General features: G+C 66.8%; 18 protein-coding genes. 2 read left to right on the forward strand and 16 right to left on the reverse strand.

All coding sequences use genetic code 11. The features are described from left to right. Positions 1 to 116 precede the first annotated feature (116 nt). Genes AW274_RS07740 through AW274_RS07750 form a run of 3 tightly spaced genes read right to left on the reverse strand, consistent with a single transcriptional unit; the run spans position 117 to position 3,231 of the window. The gene (locus tag AW274_RS07740; RefSeq protein WP_062430400.1) at positions 117 to 2,141 is read right to left on the reverse strand and encodes a tetratricopeptide repeat protein; all 2,025 of its coding nucleotides are present in this window, start codon (positions 2,139 to 2,141) and stop codon (positions 117 to 119) included. After that, positions 2,141 to 3,013, reverse strand: coding sequence for an SIR2 family NAD-dependent protein deacylase (locus AW274_RS07745; RefSeq protein WP_157519885.1), 873 nt, complete (start codon positions 3,011 to 3,013; stop codon positions 2,141 to 2,143). Before AW274_RS07745 ends, AW274_RS07740 begins: the two co-directional genes overlap by 1 nt. 59 nt (positions 3,014 to 3,072) lie before the next feature. Next, positions 3,073 to 3,231, reverse strand: a complete 159-nt coding sequence (locus AW274_RS07750; RefSeq protein ID WP_157519887.1) for a hypothetical protein — start codon at positions 3,229 to 3,231, stop codon at positions 3,073 to 3,075. A 184-nt stretch (positions 3,232 to 3,415) separates the two neighbouring features. Between AW274_RS07750 and fxsT the strand changes: the two genes are divergently transcribed. Next, positions 3,416 to 5,947: an FxSxx-COOH system tetratricopeptide repeat protein gene (gene fxsT, locus AW274_RS07755; protein WP_063813173.1), complete on the forward strand. Its 2,532-nt coding sequence runs from the start codon at positions 3,416 to 3,418 to the stop codon at positions 5,945 to 5,947. A gap of 5 nt (positions 5,948 to 5,952) precedes the next feature. On the opposite strand, the gene AW274_RS07760 is transcribed toward fxsT, so the two are convergent. The 12 genes from AW274_RS07760 to AW274_RS07815 all read right to left on the reverse strand — a co-directional run bounded on the left by AW274_RS07760 (position 5,953) and on the right by AW274_RS07815 (position 13,968). Beyond that, entirely contained in the window at positions 5,953 to 7,212 is a 1,260-nt protein-coding gene (locus tag AW274_RS07760; RefSeq protein ID WP_062430404.1) for an HEXXH motif domain-containing protein, read from the reverse strand. A gap of 68 nt (positions 7,213 to 7,280) precedes the next feature. Continuing rightward, positions 7,281 to 8,498 (reverse strand): FxsB family cyclophane-forming radical SAM/SPASM peptide maturase, encoded by a 1,218-nt coding sequence (locus tag AW274_RS07765; RefSeq protein ID WP_232320031.1) that lies wholly within the window; start codon positions 8,496 to 8,498, stop codon positions 7,281 to 7,283. A gap of 203 nt (positions 8,499 to 8,701) precedes the next feature. Then, positions 8,702 to 8,998: a gas vesicle protein K gene (locus tag AW274_RS07770; protein ID WP_062336529.1), complete on the reverse strand. Its 297-nt coding sequence runs from the start codon at positions 8,996 to 8,998 to the stop codon at positions 8,702 to 8,704. Beyond that, positions 8,995 to 9,207, reverse strand: coding sequence for a gas vesicle protein (locus AW274_RS07775; RefSeq protein ID WP_062430405.1), 213 nt, complete (start codon positions 9,205 to 9,207; stop codon positions 8,995 to 8,997). Before AW274_RS07775 ends, AW274_RS07770 begins: the two co-directional genes overlap by 4 nt. Beyond that, positions 9,197 to 9,964, reverse strand: a complete 768-nt coding sequence (locus AW274_RS07780; RefSeq protein ID WP_062430406.1) for a GvpL/GvpF family gas vesicle protein — start codon at positions 9,962 to 9,964, stop codon at positions 9,197 to 9,199. The genes AW274_RS07775 and AW274_RS07780 overlap by 11 nt, the downstream gene beginning before the upstream one ends. Continuing rightward, on the reverse strand, positions 9,957 to 10,289 hold the full coding sequence (gvpJ, locus tag AW274_RS07785) for a gas vesicle protein GvpJ (protein WP_083973931.1): 333 nt from the start codon (positions 10,287 to 10,289) through the stop codon (positions 9,957 to 9,959). The genes AW274_RS07780 and gvpJ (AW274_RS07785) overlap by 8 nt, the downstream gene beginning before the upstream one ends. A gap of 4 nt (positions 10,290 to 10,293) precedes the next feature. Next, on the reverse strand, positions 10,294 to 10,551 hold the full coding sequence (gene gvpO, locus AW274_RS07790; RefSeq protein WP_062336523.1) for a gas vesicle protein GvpO: 258 nt from the start codon (positions 10,549 to 10,551) through the stop codon (positions 10,294 to 10,296). 3 nt (positions 10,552 to 10,554) lie between these two features. Beyond that, positions 10,555 to 10,788, reverse strand: coding sequence for a gas vesicle protein GvpG (locus AW274_RS07795; RefSeq protein WP_062430407.1), 234 nt, complete (start codon positions 10,786 to 10,788; stop codon positions 10,555 to 10,557). Continuing rightward, on the reverse strand, positions 10,788 to 11,546 hold the full coding sequence (locus AW274_RS07800; RefSeq protein WP_062430408.1) for a GvpL/GvpF family gas vesicle protein: 759 nt from the start codon (positions 11,544 to 11,546) through the stop codon (positions 10,788 to 10,790). The genes AW274_RS07795 and AW274_RS07800 overlap by 1 nt, the downstream gene beginning before the upstream one ends. 1 nt (position 11,547) lies before the next feature. Continuing rightward, positions 11,548 to 11,964: a gas vesicle protein GvpJ gene (gene gvpJ, locus AW274_RS43130; RefSeq protein ID WP_062430409.1), complete on the reverse strand. Its 417-nt coding sequence runs from the start codon at positions 11,962 to 11,964 to the stop codon at positions 11,548 to 11,550. A gap of 122 nt (positions 11,965 to 12,086) precedes the next feature. Further along, positions 12,087 to 12,998 (reverse strand): BtrH N-terminal domain-containing protein, encoded by a 912-nt coding sequence (locus AW274_RS07810; RefSeq protein ID WP_062430410.1) that lies wholly within the window; start codon positions 12,996 to 12,998, stop codon positions 12,087 to 12,089. A gap of 19 nt (positions 12,999 to 13,017) precedes the next feature. Next, entirely contained in the window at positions 13,018 to 13,968 is a 951-nt protein-coding gene (locus AW274_RS07815) for an AraC-like ligand-binding domain-containing protein (RefSeq protein WP_198169088.1), read from the reverse strand. Between the two features lie 168 nt (positions 13,969 to 14,136). Here AW274_RS07815 and AW274_RS07820 point away from each other — a divergent pair, with 168 nt between their 5' ends. Further along, positions 14,137 to 14,361 (forward strand): hypothetical protein, encoded by a 225-nt coding sequence (locus AW274_RS07820; RefSeq protein ID WP_062430412.1) that lies wholly within the window; start codon positions 14,137 to 14,139, stop codon positions 14,359 to 14,361. A gap of 1 nt (position 14,362) precedes the next feature. Here AW274_RS07820 and AW274_RS07825 read toward each other — a convergent pair whose 3' ends face one another. Further along, entirely contained in the window at positions 14,363 to 14,821 is a 459-nt protein-coding gene (locus AW274_RS07825; protein WP_062430413.1) for a MarR family winged helix-turn-helix transcriptional regulator, read from the reverse strand. Between the last annotated feature and the right edge of the window lie 3 nt (positions 14,822 to 14,824).

Raw genomic sequence — 14,824 nt, forward strand, 5'->3', positions numbered from 1 at the left:
CAGGTACGGAGCCAGGCGACATATGGACCAATCCTGTCCATAAGCAGACACCTAGTTGCCCTGCCGGAAGACCGGGCGACCGCAAGCGCAAGATTTTTTGCAGCAGAGAGCAGAGATTAGAGCACGTCTCGAAGGCGAGAGAAGAGGGCTCCCGTCAGAGGCGGGCCCGTGGCCTCCAGAGCCGATTGGGCCAGTCGCCTGGCCCTTTTGACGTCTCGGCACCGCTGAGCCACCCAGGTGGCGTAGAGAAGCACTGGTCCGTTGTCTGCGGCTGCCGGCAAAACCGCGTCTATCTCGGCAGTCGCCTCTTCGGTCCGGCCGAGTTCGGCGAGCGCCACCGCGTGGGCGGCACGCGCTTCCAGGTCCCGCTTACGGCTGGGATATCGCGCGAACAGCCGATCGAGATCGGAAAACGCCCGGTCGAAATCCGAAAGTTCCACGGAGACCCGACCCCTACCCGAGAGCGCCTCCGCGTTGTCGGTGACCGCGAGGACCGAATCGTAGAGTCCTCTTGCCGCGCCCAGCTGGCCCTCGAACCAGTTGGCCCTCGCCAGGTCCACGCGGATCGTCTGATCGCCCGGCAGTTCCTTGAGCGACGATTGCAGGGTTTCGATCGCTTTCGCGTATCGACCGCGCCGGAGATGGATCCGCCCGACCGCCGCCATCAGTCGTGCCGCGGCGGGCTTGGCGCCAAGTGCGCCGAACAACCGGATCGCGCTCGAATATCGCCGTTCCGCGTCGTCGAGCCGTCCGTGGTGGAATTCGACGTTGCCGAGGAAGGACTCGACCTCGGCGTAGAGCCAGCCCGCCTCCACCGCCGCGTTGTGCTCGGTCAGCCGCCCCGCTTCCTTCGCGTACTGCTTGGCCAGGGCGAGGTGTCCTTCGGCAAGCGCGTTCTCCGCGGCTTGCAGGTACTCGTTCGGGCCGGCGAGTGTCGCGGGCGTTTGTGGACCCTGTCCTTCGTCTCCGGCCACTCGCGCCATCTGCGCTGCGCGCCGCACCGGTTCGATCAACCGGTCATGTTGTAACTCGTACCATCGAACGCCATGTTTCCATTCCGAGCGGAGGAGATGCCGATTTTCCAGATCTCGCGGAACGGGATTGGGCATTCCCCTCGTGAGATGAGGGCCTTCGTACACCTGCGCTCGCGTGCCGAACTCCGTAATAAAGTGGCTTCGCAGCCAGATCCACACGTCGCTCGTGGCGAGCCTCAACCGCTCGGCGACCGTCACGACCTCTCTCTGGCAGGTCTCCAGAAGGGTCTGGCCCACGCTTCCGAATTCACGGACGTCTTCCATACTGATCACCTCCCGCCCTGGAGGGAGGCGATCCCATAACCGCGTGCACACCAACTGCAGCTGCCAGGGTTCTACGGAACCGATCTCGATCTCATGGACGGCGCCCAGGACGTCGCGTATCCGGACCGTGCGCAGATCGTCCAGCAGAGCCTCGGCGACACCCGGCGCGTACGACTGCGCCGTCTCCTCGAGCGGGTCGGTGATCGCCGCGAGCGCCTGCGAGGGCGACAGGGGTTCGAGGCGCATCAGGGCCTGATGCTCGGCGCCGAGGTTCGTCTCACGGTCGAGCATCCCCGCGACCGCGTCTCCTCGCACCGCGATCAGAAGCCTCAGATGGGGCACGTCCTTGAGCGCCCGATTGAGTTCGCCGCGAAATTCATCCGCCGACCGCTGCCAGGCGGGCGGAGTGTTCAGAACCTCTTCGTACTGATCGATCGCGGCGAAGATCGGAACTGGATCTTCATATCTCCCCGTCGTACGAGTGCGTTCCAGCAGAAACTCCGAGATCGTCTTGCCCACCAGCGACGAGGGAGATTCAGCCGGCGACCACGATGACAGGAGACTGAAGGTGTAAGGATTGTGATCTTCGAGACTGGGGGCCGGGAAGGACGTGCCGGGCGCGAGCCGGCCGACCGCCAGCAGATCGCTCGCATCCGGGCGCAGGCGTGGAATAGCGCCGGCCCGTAACAGCGAAGATTTCCCTATCCCCGACGGCCCGAACAGGACCACGACCCGGTTACTGCGCCACAGGTACGCCAGATCCCGGGCCTCTCGCGAGCGCCCGAAGAAGCGGTGTGCGTCATCGGACCCGAAGGCGTTCAGCCCGACATAGGGATTGTCCATTAACTCCACCTCAGACGGTGGCGCAGTTCGGCACAGAAGTCAGTGATCTTACCCCAATATATAGATATGTTCCATCTAGCGTAATAGCTTTCCCAATATCTCTCCGCTGCCCGTCTGTGGCGGTCGGAAAGATCCAGCGGGGACAACTGCACGCTGATATGACGCCGTCTGTGGCCCTCGGGCACCATTTGCTGGATCCCTCGGAACAGCACTTCGAATGTCCAGTCCTGAAGCCGGTAACCGACGAAGAGCAGGGGTTGCTCCGCCAGGTTCGGCCTGATCGACAGAGGGATGAGCGCCCGCTCCGTCACGCGGTAGTCCTTGGTGAGACCGAGCAGGAAGTTGACGTAGTCACTGCGTCCGAGCACCAGTGAACGGGGGTTCTGCGAACTGCCGTGCAGATGGAAGACCATGGGCTCGGCGGGATCCGGCTCAAGGTCTTCGCTCGGGTCCGGTTCGTCGCGGCTCAGGTACCAAGGGCTCATGATCCGCTTGGGTAGCTTTCCCTCGATGGCCAGCGCATCGGCCATGAACGGGTCGTAGTTGGTGGTCATGTACAGCCCGATGGGAAACTTCGCGAGCAGGCGGTGGGGCTCGTCCGGGTCGTCGAAATCCGGTCTGCCCAAGGAGTCCAGGTAGTCGAGCACCTGACGCTTCACGTAAATCGGATCCTCGGCTTTGATCATGGCGTATTCCATGACCTCGAGAAGCGAGCTCGGATCACCGAGGGGATATCTCAGGCGCTTCGCCCAGATCGAGCTGAGTTCGCCGCCGGTGGGAAGAGTGGGGCTGCACATGCCTGATCCGATGAACGGCACGCAGTCGCCGCGCTGGAGGCAATCGATCAACCGCTGCCAGTCGAACTTGGGCATCAACGCCACCGCTCAGAGATTCATCCGGTTCTGCACGGTGGCGAATCTAACCCATGAAATCAGAATCCGGCATCAAAACGGGCGAGTGGGTCGTCGACGCCCATTCGCTCAACCATCAGCCGGCGGACCACGTCCGCTAGGAGATCGTCGTCCATCCGAGCTAGGTCGCCGAGCCGCTCGTCGTCGAGCCTGATGAGATCACTCTGCAGTTCAGCCATGGCCGCCCCTCGAAACATGCCCATCTGTTCTTTCATTGATAAATCAGGATAGGCGCTACGTCCAGACGTGCCATTCAGGCTGGCGCAATATACCCCATTTCGGACTTTCGGGCTGTCGCCGCAAGCAGTATTGCGATATTGAGAGATACCATCTTTGTTACCAGATGACACCGGGAGGCCTGGAGTGGCTGGCTCTGATAGGCAAGGGGCTTCTGCGCCCATCGTCTGGAAGGACGTTCCTCAGCGCAACGCCAACTTCACCGGCCGTTCGGATTTGCTCTACCAGTTGCGCATGCTGCTCGGTGAGCAGAAGGACGCACTCGTCATCCACGCTCTCCAGGGATATGGCGGGGTGGGCAAGACACACCTCGCGATCGAGTACATCTATCGATACTCCGGCGACTACGACCTGATCTGCTGGATCCCCGCGGACCAGCCGGCTCTGCTGCGGGGTTCACTCGCCTCGCTCGCCCCCCGCCTGGGCGTCACCGGCATTCCCATCGGGCGGCAGGAGGACCTGATCGACGCCGTGCGGGAGGCCCTGCGCCGGGGTGAGCCCTATTCACGCTGGCTGGTCGTCTTCGACAACGCGGATCAGCCGGAAGATCTCCGTGACCTGTTGCCCAGAGGGATGGGCCACGTTCTGGTGACCTCGCGCAACCATCGCTGGAAGTCATGGGCGCCGACGCTCGACGTCGACGTGTTCGAGCGCGAGGAGAGCAAGGCGTTCCTGCAACGCAGAGTCGAGGGGATGACCGACCAGGAGGCCGACCGGCTGGCCGCAGAACTCGGAGATCTTCCTCTCGCGCTTGAGCAGGCGAGCGCGCTCATGGCTGAGACCGCGATGAGCGTCGACACCTACCTCTCCGAACTCGGCACTGCGGCCAGCAAGATCCTCGGGCAGGGCACCTCTCTCGACTATCCGACTTCGGTCGCCGCGGCGTGGAGCGTCTCGCTCTCCAACATTCGCGAGAGAACCCCCTCCGCCATGGAGCTTCTCTATCGCATCGCCTACTTCGGGCCCGAGCCGATCTCACTGGACCTCATCAACATCGGCCGCCACGTGCTGGCCGACTCCGGCCTTAAGCGGACGATCAAAGACCCCTACCGGATGAGCGAAGCGATCCGGGAACTGGCCCGCTACGCCTTGGCCCGGATCGACAACCTGCGGCGGACCCTCCAGATGCATCGCATAACCCAGCGGCTCATCCGGGACGAACTCCCCGAGGAGACCCGCCGCGCGGCCCGGCACGACGTCCATCTCCTCCTGGGCGCCACCGACCCCGACCGCCCGGACGACGAGACCTCCTGGCCGGCGTACGAACAACTTCTGCCGCACGTCATCCCGGCGGAGATCATCGAATGCGCCGAGCCGGACACCCGCCGCCTCGTCACCAACATGGCTCGCTACCTGCTCGTCAAGGGTGACCACAAGGAGTGCGAGAGGTGGATCGACAGCGCCCTTCGCGAGTGGGAGAAGGGCGACGACGAGAACGACCTCCATCTGCTGATCATGCGTCGGCTCAAGACGAACCTGCTCGTGATCCTGGGTCGTCAGCGCGAAGCCATCACTCTCAGCGAGGACACGCTGAAGAGGTTGCGGGAAGCGCACGGACCCCACCATGACGAGACGCTGATCCTCACGAACATCCACGGGGGAATCCTGCGGTCGGTCGGCCGGTTCTCCGACGCGTTCGCCTCGGACCAGGCTTCGCTCGCCCCTCATCGCAGCAACTTCGGATCGACGCATCCCAACACACAGCGGGTGTTGAGCAACATCGCCCTCGACAACGCGCTCGCCAGCCGATACGAAGACGCGCTGCGCCTCGATCAGGAGAGTTTCGAGGTGCGGCGAGACTTCTACGGCAACGACGCCCACTGGCGGGTCGCGTTCACCAGCAACGCCATCGCCCGCGACCTTCGGCTCCTCGGCCGCTATCACGAGGCACGGCTGGAGGGCGAACGCGTCTACGCGATCTACCAGGACATCATCCGCCAGCGCATCCTGCCGGAAACGCATCTCGATGTGCTGAACCAGGCGAGAGAACTGGCCATCGCCCGCCGGAAGTCAGGCGACTACGCGGGCGCCTTCGAACTCGCGACCTCGGTCTACCAGCGATTCCGGGACGCCTATACGGAGGAGCATCCGAGTGCGCTCGCCGCCGCCGCCACCTTGGCGAACTGCCAGCGGCTCGTGGGCGAATTCGACGCCTCCGCGTCGTTGTCGAATGAGACGACGGCGAAATACCGCCGGATCCTGGGCGCCAGGCACCCGTTCACGCTCGCCTCCGCCCTGAACACGGCCATCGCCCTCAGGCTCCTCCGTGACGCGTCCCGAACACGTGCCATGCTCAAGGACGCCCTCGACGGACTGACCGACACGTTGGGCGAGGCACACCACTACACGCTCACGTGCGCCACCAATCTCGCCGCGAGCGTCGCCGAGACCGGCGACCTGCCGGAGGCCGTCAGACTCGGCGATAAGGCCTTGAGACTGTTCCACGACGTCCTGAAGGCGGATCATCCGCACACTCTCGCCTGTGCCGCCAACCTCGGCATAGATTTGCGCGCGCTCGGAGAGACCGATCGCGCGGACGAGCTTCGGGCGGACGCCATTGAGCGATTCACGCGAACCCTCGGTCCCGACTATCCCGATGTCGACGTCGTCCGGCGTGGCGACCGGCTGAACACCGACTTCGAACCGTCGGCCGTCTGAGGGCGTCACCGGGCATTGCGGTCCTGCCACGCCCGAAGGTGTTCCGCCGATGCCCGCGATGCCTCGCGGTCGGCCGAGAGAGGGATGTCGTCGCTCTGCCAGCGTGCGAGGGCGGCGGCCATACCGGTTACGAAGGACACTCCCACCTCGGTCAGGCTTCCGCTCTCCAGGAGCGTCTCGATGGCCTGACGGGTGTGCCGCCGCCAGCGGGCGTATTCGACATGGGCCCGCTGGGCGGCCTGTCCTTCGTCCAGAAGCCGCTGGACCCGCCAGAAGGCGGCCACCGCAAGATGCGCGTACGCGCCGTGCAGGAGCGCGACCGGAGGGCGCGGATCGTCGCGCCATGCCGCGTAGAGCAGGAGTGGGTCTACCGTTTTGGGTGGTTCAGCCAGCGAGACCAGGCCCAGGAGGGCCCAGAGCTTCGCGTGCTGGATCTCGTGCGCCAAGAGGGACGCCAGGATCCGGCCGTCGGAGGGAAGGGAGCCGGCGAACTCGCCGAACGCGTAGCGGGAGGTGGAGCTCACGGTGCGGCCTCGCGGCGGATGTGTCGGAGTGATCATCCTGACGCCCGCCCCCACCTCCTCCGCGTACAGGGGATGGTGGTCGACGAGCAGGGCCCAGGCCTCCTCGAGGACTTCCTGCCACCGTTCGACCACGTGGGTACGCCGTCGCGGGGCGGGCCAGCCCTCCGGGATCCGGAAGGGATCGACGTCATCCAGGTAGACGTCGAGGACGCGGTCGTGATGGCAGGTCGTCAGCCTGCGGACGCCCGTCCAAGACTCCGCGTACTGGTCTGGACTGCGTGGGATCGACGTGGCACCCCCGAAGCCGGTGATCTCACCTCCGGTCGTGCCGGTCCGGACGGTCACCCGGCCCACGCTGCCCCGGGGGGCCGACGCCAGGCGCGCCACGCCCAGTGTGGGGAGTACGACACGGCCACTCGGCACGGAGACGTCGAGTTCGGCGTCGGCTCCCGCGATCACCGCGGCGGCCAGCGCCATGCCCGGCAGGTAGGCGAGCGCGACGGGACCCCCACCGGTTTTGCTCACCAGCGCTCGAAGAACCCGCATGGCCCACGTTCCGACCGTGGGGTAGCACAGGACGCGTTCGACCGCCTCGGGGTGGTCTTCGTGGAGTCCGGCCAGCAGGTCGTACGCCTCGGCCAGTTCCCACAGGCGTTCATGGCCGGTCCGGCGGGCGGCGATGATCACGCTGCGCACGAGAAGGAGATGCCTGCTGCGTTCCGCCGCGGCGAGAAGCCGCATGGCGGGCTCGCCCCCCGCTCCAGCGGCGAGTTCCGCGAAAAGCTCACCGGGAACGGTATGCAGGCGATTCAATGTCGCGCCCCTCCCAGATCAGCCTGGATCCGCCCATGAATATGGTTGATCAGCCGATAGAGGTCGGCGCAGTAGACAGATGGATTCTGGAAACCGCTGCCCTTACGGTATCGATGCGCATAGTGCCCGCCTCCGCACACGCGCCCATAACGACATGACCGGCATTCTGCGGCGAGACCGTCCATCCCCATCTGACGAACGGCCACATCCGGCCGGAAAAGGACGTCGTCGAATGGGTGGTCGGTCACGTTCTTCCCGGTGCCGACAGCCGTGCCGACGACTTTCAGGAAATCCGACTGCTCGATCGTCCCGTCCGTCTCCACCACAAGCGAAGTGGTGGGAGTGATACCTACGGCCTCCACGCCGGAGGTGCCTCCCATCAGGAGATAGACGATCTCTCCGAACAACCGGATTCGGGGCGCGCCCGCCGGCTGGGCCCTCCAGTGGTCGTAGACGGCGATCAGCCAATCGGCGAACGGGGTCGCGGACGGGTCACCGACAGGAGGTGTCGGCGGATCGGCCCAGGTGCCGTGGGGCAGTAAGAAGTCGATCATCGGCGGGTCGAAGTGGGCGAGGGCTTCATAGGTCGCCACCGGGTCGTTCGCCACGTCGACGGTGCAGAGGATCCCCGCGTAGCTCGACCGGAACGCGGGACGGGTCAGCAGCGCCAACGCCCTGGCGACGTCGTCGTACGACCCGGTACCGCCGGCGGTCTTCCGGTGGCGGTCGTTGTCCTGTTCCCCGCCGTCGAGACTGACGCCGATACGCACACCCGCTTCGACCAGGGTGTCGAGAATACGTTCGTCCAGCAGGAGTCCGTTCGTCTGCATGACGAATTCGACGTCAACCCTCAGAGCGCTTCGTGTCTTTTCGATCAGAGCCGTCAGCCAGTGCCGGCCGGCCAGAAGCGGCTCGCCACCGTGCAGGATGAGCCTTACTGCCCCGAGATCGTGGGTGCGCGCGTGTTCGGCGATCCGCCGCAGTGCGGCGTCGACCACGTGGTCTGGCATGACTCGCGGCCGGGTCCGCCAGCTCTGATCCGCGTGTGCGTAGACGTAGCAATAATCGCAGGACAAGTTGCAGCGGCTATGCACCTTGAGAATGAACTGCCGGAAGGGCCTGGGCCGCCATCCCGCCGCCAGCAGATTCTCAACCTCAAGAGTGGCGGGCCACTCCGGCCGTGGCCGCTGCGGCCAACCGATTTCATCATTCACGCTGGGGCGCCCCCAACTTGACCGGCCTCCCGACAGGCTTATATTAACCACTTACAACCAGGCCGAGTAAGATCGTCTATTTCGATCCGTGGGGCGCAAACCGGCCGCACCACTGTTCTTGCTGCTCAAGAGAGTTCAGCGGTCCCGTAACTTGAATATATGACCAGAACCTATTCCTTGTTCGACACATGAATTAGTCGTCGTCAGTTTTCCGGCAGGAGGGTTCCCAAGGGGCCGAGGTCCAGGTTCAGCTCTGACGGTGACAAGCCGAACCGCTCGCACACCTCCGTCATCGCCTCCTCCAATCGCATCAGCGTCAACCCCAGCACCTCGATCTGCTCATCCGTCAGATCCGTCTGCTCCATCCGCCGAATCGCCTGTCGCTCCACCAGCTGCCGCACCAGCTCCACCAACGTCAGCACCAGCCGGGAAAGGTCCCGCTCCATCGCCTCGGAGTCGGCCTGGATGCGCATCCGTGGCGTCCGCACAGGTTCGTTCATGCCTCCCCCAGGTTCTCCCGCACCGACATGATCAAAACGCGCAACGAGATCCGCACCAGGTCGATGTCCGCGATGGACAACACCAGGTCCCCGCTGACCACCACCCCGCCGGCCAGCAGCCGGTCGAGCAGGTCGACCAGCGCGACCCGTTCAGCGGGCAGTCGCCCCTGTTCGGCCAGCGCCGCCCCGCGCGGAGGGTCAACCGTCACCGCGCACCTCCAGGTCGGTGAAGGAGTAGGGCGCCCACGGGCCGGTCAGCTCGATCTCCACGCCACGGTCGCGCAGGTCGTCGACCGTCTTCAGGAACTCGTCGTCGCGTGAGCTCTCGACCAGGTAAGCACCGTTGAGCAGCATCGCCTCCTTGCGCCCCGACAGTTCCGGGTCCTGGGCGCGGTGGCGGTGGCTGGCCACGGCGACCGACGACAACGTCTCGTGCAGCCGTTCCGCGTGCGCGGCGGCCTGCCGCCAGGCGTCCTCGCGGCTGCGCAGGCCCGCCTGGCGTCTCTTCAGGTAGGCCGTGCCTGGTCCGCCTAGTGAGGGCGCCGTCTGGGTCGGGCCGGGGGCGCTCAGGTCGACGTACGCCTTCACGCCCCACTCCCGGCGGCCGGTGACGTTCGAGAGGACGTCCACGAAGTCGTCGTGGCGGTCGCGGAGCAGGGCTTTCACCTGGTCGTCGCCGCGATAGACGGTGACCAATCGCACCGGGGCCACCGGGGTTCGGTCGGCCACCTCTTCGACCACGTGGTGGTGGGCGCCGGCGGTTTCGCCGAGCCAGTCGAGGTCTTCCATCGAGCGTCGCAAGGGTTCGGCGCCGAAATCGTCGAGGGAGACGGTGCTCACGTAGGCCAGCAGGTCCTCGCAGGCGATGGTGCGGACCTCGGTCCCGGCCACGCCGCGCAGGCCCTCGATCTCGTCGGACGGCTCGGAGCGGGTCACGGCGTACAGGTAGGTGGCGGTGTCAGTCATGGCGGTCTCCCGATTCGAGGGCGTCGAGGCGGGCGCGGAGCCGCCTGTTCTCGTCCTGGAGGGCCTTGCTGTCGCCCGTCAGCCAGGGGTCGTGTTCCCACCAGTCGATGCCCATCTCCTTGGCCGTGTCGACCGAGGCGATCACCAGGCGGAGTTTGATCGTGAGCAGTTCGATGTCGAGCAGGTTCACGCGGATGTCGCCCGCGATGACCACGCCCCGGTCGAGGACGCGTTCGAGGATGTCGCCGAGGTTGGCGGGTTCTCTGCGCGCGGCGGGCTGGGAGCCGGGTCGTACGGCCGGCACGTATCGTGACCCGTCGGTCATCTCATCAACCTCCCGTGCCTCGGCGGTACCTGGCCTTTCTCCGGTACGACAGCAGGTTGCCCTCCTTGTCGAGGTCGGCCTCGTACAGGGCGAGGATGTCGCCGGAGGAGGGGATGCGGCGGTCTTCGACGACCTCGACGACCACCAGCCAGCCGGACTCCGCCGGTTCGACCAGGGTGACGCCCTCCGCCTCCTTCGAGGTGAGGCCGGAGATGAGCTTCACTCCGGCCTCACCTGCCGTCACGGCCGTCAGGGTGGCCATGGGTCACTCTCCCTCCGGCGGCATCATCCGCTGCAGGACGGCGTTCATGGCCTCGGACGCCTCCTCTTCGGTGAGTTCGCCCGCGGCCTGGGCGGCCTCGATCTGCTCCAGTTCCCGCCTGGCCACCGTCGGGTCGCGCAGCTTGCGCTCGGCCTCGTCGCGCAGCAGTTCGCCCAGCCGGATCACCCCTTTGACGGGGGCCAGCGGCAGTTCCAGGATCGAGGTGAACAGGCCCATCACTCGCCGTCCTGGTCCTGCGAGACGATGAAGTCGTACGGCGCCATCGGGCCGAACAGGCTCAGCTCGACCTGGTCCGACCACTTGCGGCCGAGGTCTTCGACGGCGCGGTCGAGGTCGTCCTGGCGGCTGTTCTCGACGAGCACGGCGATGTGCACGGCGTCGAGTTCGTGCGACGGCGGCCGGACGGTCTGCATCACCGTGACGGGTTCGACCTGGTCCCACATGGCGGCCGTGTCGGCGTCGCGTTTGGCCTCGATCGACTGGTTGATGATCTCGCCGAGGCGGATGCGGTGGTCGCGGGCCGCGTCTTCGGGCAGCGTGCTGATCTCCTCGCGGAGCTGCGCGGCCTCGGGGTTCTCGGTGAGGATCTCGCCGAGCACCGTCTCCTCCACGAAGCGGCCCTTGATGACGTACTGGCAGCGGCCCTCCAGTTCGTTCAGGGCGGCGACGAACTCGTCGTGGTAGGGCGCCAGGAACTCCTCGACGACGGCGTCGCGGCCGGCCACCACCGCGCCGAAGCGGATGGGCAGCACGGGCACCTCCGCCGCGGTGGCGTTGAGGAGCTGCTCGTGGGCGTACAGATCCTTGGGTGTGCCGAGCGGACGGCCCGCACTGACGTCGCTCACCAGCGCGGCGATCTTGCCGTGACGGATCGCGGTGATGGGCGCGGGCGGGTCGCCCACTCCCTTCGCCTCTTCGTCGACCTCGATGTCCTGCGGGACGACGCCGTAGATGTAGGTCGCGGACTCGGCCATGTCAGCCCTCCTTCCTGCTCTGCCGGGGAATCGCGTCGGAGAAATCGCTCAGCTTGTCGCCCGCGGCCTCCAAGGGGCTGCGTTCCTTGAGCTGTTCGAGCTGCTCCGGCTGCGGGGCCTGCTGGCCGCCTCCACCGCTCATCGCGGTCTGGACGACCTCGGGAAGCCCGGGCTTCCTGGACTTCGTGAGGTCGAGCCGGTTGGTCGCCTCGGCGAACCGCAGGTAGGTGTCCACGCTCGCCACGACGATCCGGGCGTCGATGCTCAGGATCTCGATGCCGATCAGCGAGACGCTGACGTAGGCGTCGATGACGAGCCCCTTGTCGAGGATCGTGTCGATGACGTCGGCCAGGCCGTTGCCGGAGGAGCCCTTCTGTACGCCGCCTCCCGGCCGGCTGCCCACAGGCTGCACCGTCATGAGTCACCTCTCCCTGTTCGTTGGCTGATCCCTCCCGAACAGGCCCCCCATCCCCGCAAACCCGGCAAACAACCACATATCTGTACACAAGAGACAAGCTTGAGAGCCTCATGACCCGGGGTCTACATCCGCCGCAGCTCCCGCATGGCGTTCTCCTCGATGCGGGAAAGGTCGCCCAGAATGGCGCCCGCGTCGGCGAGCCGCCCCTCCTCGATGAGCGCGGCGACCTCGGTCCACCGGGCCGCGGCCTCGGCGTACAGCCCGTGGGCGGCCCGGATCTCGGGACGGTCGACCGTCTCCAGGCATTCACCCAGAAAATCGCGATAAAGGTTCCGGAACAGCGCGCCGCCGGTGCCGCCTTTCTCCATGAGAAGGGCGGCCTGGCGGCGGTTCTCCGGCGAGATCCGCCAATTGGGCACCTGTTTCGCGGCTTTCCCGATGCCGCGATGGCCGAGATTGGCGATGGGCGCGGCGAGAAAGGCGTCGGCGCAGTCTCTCAGGGCCGGGACGATCTGGTCCCGCCACCGCGAAGGGGCCCCGGTCACGGTGAACGACCGGTTCCGCGCGGTCATCGGGCCGCGTTCCGACCGGGCCTGGGCCAGGCTCGCGCGGCTGGTGCGCACCCGCCCGCCCTGCTGGTCGGTGTCGACGAGGTGGACGTCGTGCTCGTCGTAGCCCACGGCGGCGACCACGTGGCCGCCGAAGTGGACCTTCGTCTGGAAGTACTCCAGGTGGTGGCAGTCGAGCTGCAGGCCGACCGGACGCCCGGCGTCCACGCCGGCCGCCAGGTTCCGCCACGCCTTCGCGGGAGAGGCGGTCTCCTCGACCCGCAGCGTGAGGCCCAGCCGGGCGGCCAGGTTCCTGGTCAGCTCGAAGGGCTTGACCCGGCCGCCGAGGAACGGGAACGGCATCGCCTTGGCGTCCCAGTAGACGAACGACAACCCCGAGCCGAGCCCGAACATCATCGGTTCTGACAGGTCGAGCCCTTCGTGCCGGAGCAGCACGCCGAGGGCCGTGGTCTCGCAGTGGAGCATGCGCCCAGCCTGGACCCTCTCACGGTGTCAGAGTCGAGCGCACGCCCGTCCGGTACGCCCCCGGCGACACCCCGTAGGCCGCCCGGAACGTCCGGTTGAAGTGGGCGTCGTTCTGGAAGCCCCACCGCGCCCCGATCGACCGGACCGCCAGGGTGTCGCAGCGCGGGTCGGTCAGGTCGCGGCGGGCGCGGGCCAGGCGGCGGTCGCGGATCCACGTCGCGGCGGTGAGGCCGTGCCGCTCGAACAGGCGCTGGAGGTTGCGCAGCGACATGTGGTGGGCCTGGGCGACGGACGAGGGAGACAAGCCGGAGTCGGCGAGACGGTCTTCGATGAAGGCCTGGATCCGGATCAGCGGGACGTCTCCGGGCTCGGCGACGCCGGCGTGGTCGGCCAGCAGGCCGGTGATCATCTCCAGGATGGTCGTGGTCAGCGGGGCCGGGGCGGGCCGGGGGCCCGCGAGCCGCATGAGCAGGCCGGCCAGCAGGCCGTTGACGCCCGTGCGGCCGGGGATCGGCTGGGCCAGCAGGCGGTCGACCGTGCCCGGCGGGAGGGGGATGGCCCGGTGCGGGAACTGGACCACGATGCCGTGGGGCGGCTGGCTCGGGGTGGCCGCCGACCAGGCGTGGAAGGGCCGCGAGGTGTCGTACAGAACGAAGTCGCCGGCGCTCAGGGAGCACTGGCGGCCCTGTTGCTCCAGGCCCGACCTGCCGGTCACGGTGTAGTTCAGCTGGTAGAACTCCGGATCCGACTGGCGGATGCGCCGGGTGGTCCGGCGGGCCTCGAACGACGCCGAGCGGACCCGGGAGATCTGGATCAGCCCGAGGTCGACGGCGGTCATCTCGGCCCAGAAGTCGGCCGCGTGGGCGCTGGCGGCGTCCACCGACACCACTGACTGGCCGACGGCCTCCCACCAGAAGTCGAACCGCTCGCACGCCGGTAAGTGGTCGAGCCGAATGAGGGTGGTCTGCATCATTCCTCCGTTTTGGACGATATGTCAGACCCTCAAGATCCGCTGAAGGTTTCAGGTGCGGGCCGAAATCCTCCGAGGTCGCCTCACGACCGGGAAACCCATGCCTGGGCGGCGACCTGCGCCGGTGCGATATTCCGGGTGCCGGCACCCCACCCCTGGAGGATCGACATGCGCAAACTGCTCGCCTCGGCCGCTCTCGTGAGCGGCGTGTTCCTCTCCGTCTCGGTCACCGCCGCGCCCGCGCAGGCCGAGAGCATCCGGTACGCCTACTACATGCAGGCCGACTGCTACAACGGCGGCAACCTGGGCATCCAGTGGGGCTGGTGGACCAGCTACCGGTGCTCCTACCAGACCATGGGCGGCAACCAGTGGTTCTGGTTCCTGTACGCCTGACCTACGCCCCGCACAGATCGGTGCCGGGGGCGGCGTTGTAGATCGCCGCGGCGGCCTGATCGGCGAACTCGCGGAAGGCCTCCCGCTGGTCTTCCGTGAGGCCGCCGAGCACGTGCTCCTCGGCGTCGGCCATGCGTTCCTCGCCCGCGGCCTGGACCTTGCGGCCCTGCTCGGTGGCGACGATCCGGCGGGCCCGCCGGTCGCGCGGATCGGCCTGCCGCTCGATCAGCCCGGCCTTCTCGAGGTCGTCGATCACATAGGTCAGGACGGTCCGGTCGACGGCCAGCCTGGTCGCGAGCGCCCCCTGGGTGCGGACCTCCTCGTGGACCACCACCGACAGGAGGTGGAAACCGCGGCTCCCGTGGGGCAGGTCCTTGAACGTCTCCTCGGCGAACTGCTGCCAGCGCCGGAGGACCACGCTCATGGACCAGCCGAAGTTGGACGCATGCCGGGGAGCCATGCG

It is taken from the genome of Herbidospora daliensis (assembly GCF_001570585.1).
In the GTDB taxonomy this organism is placed as follows: Bacteria; Actinomycetota; Actinomycetes; order Streptosporangiales; family Streptosporangiaceae; genus Herbidospora; species Herbidospora daliensis.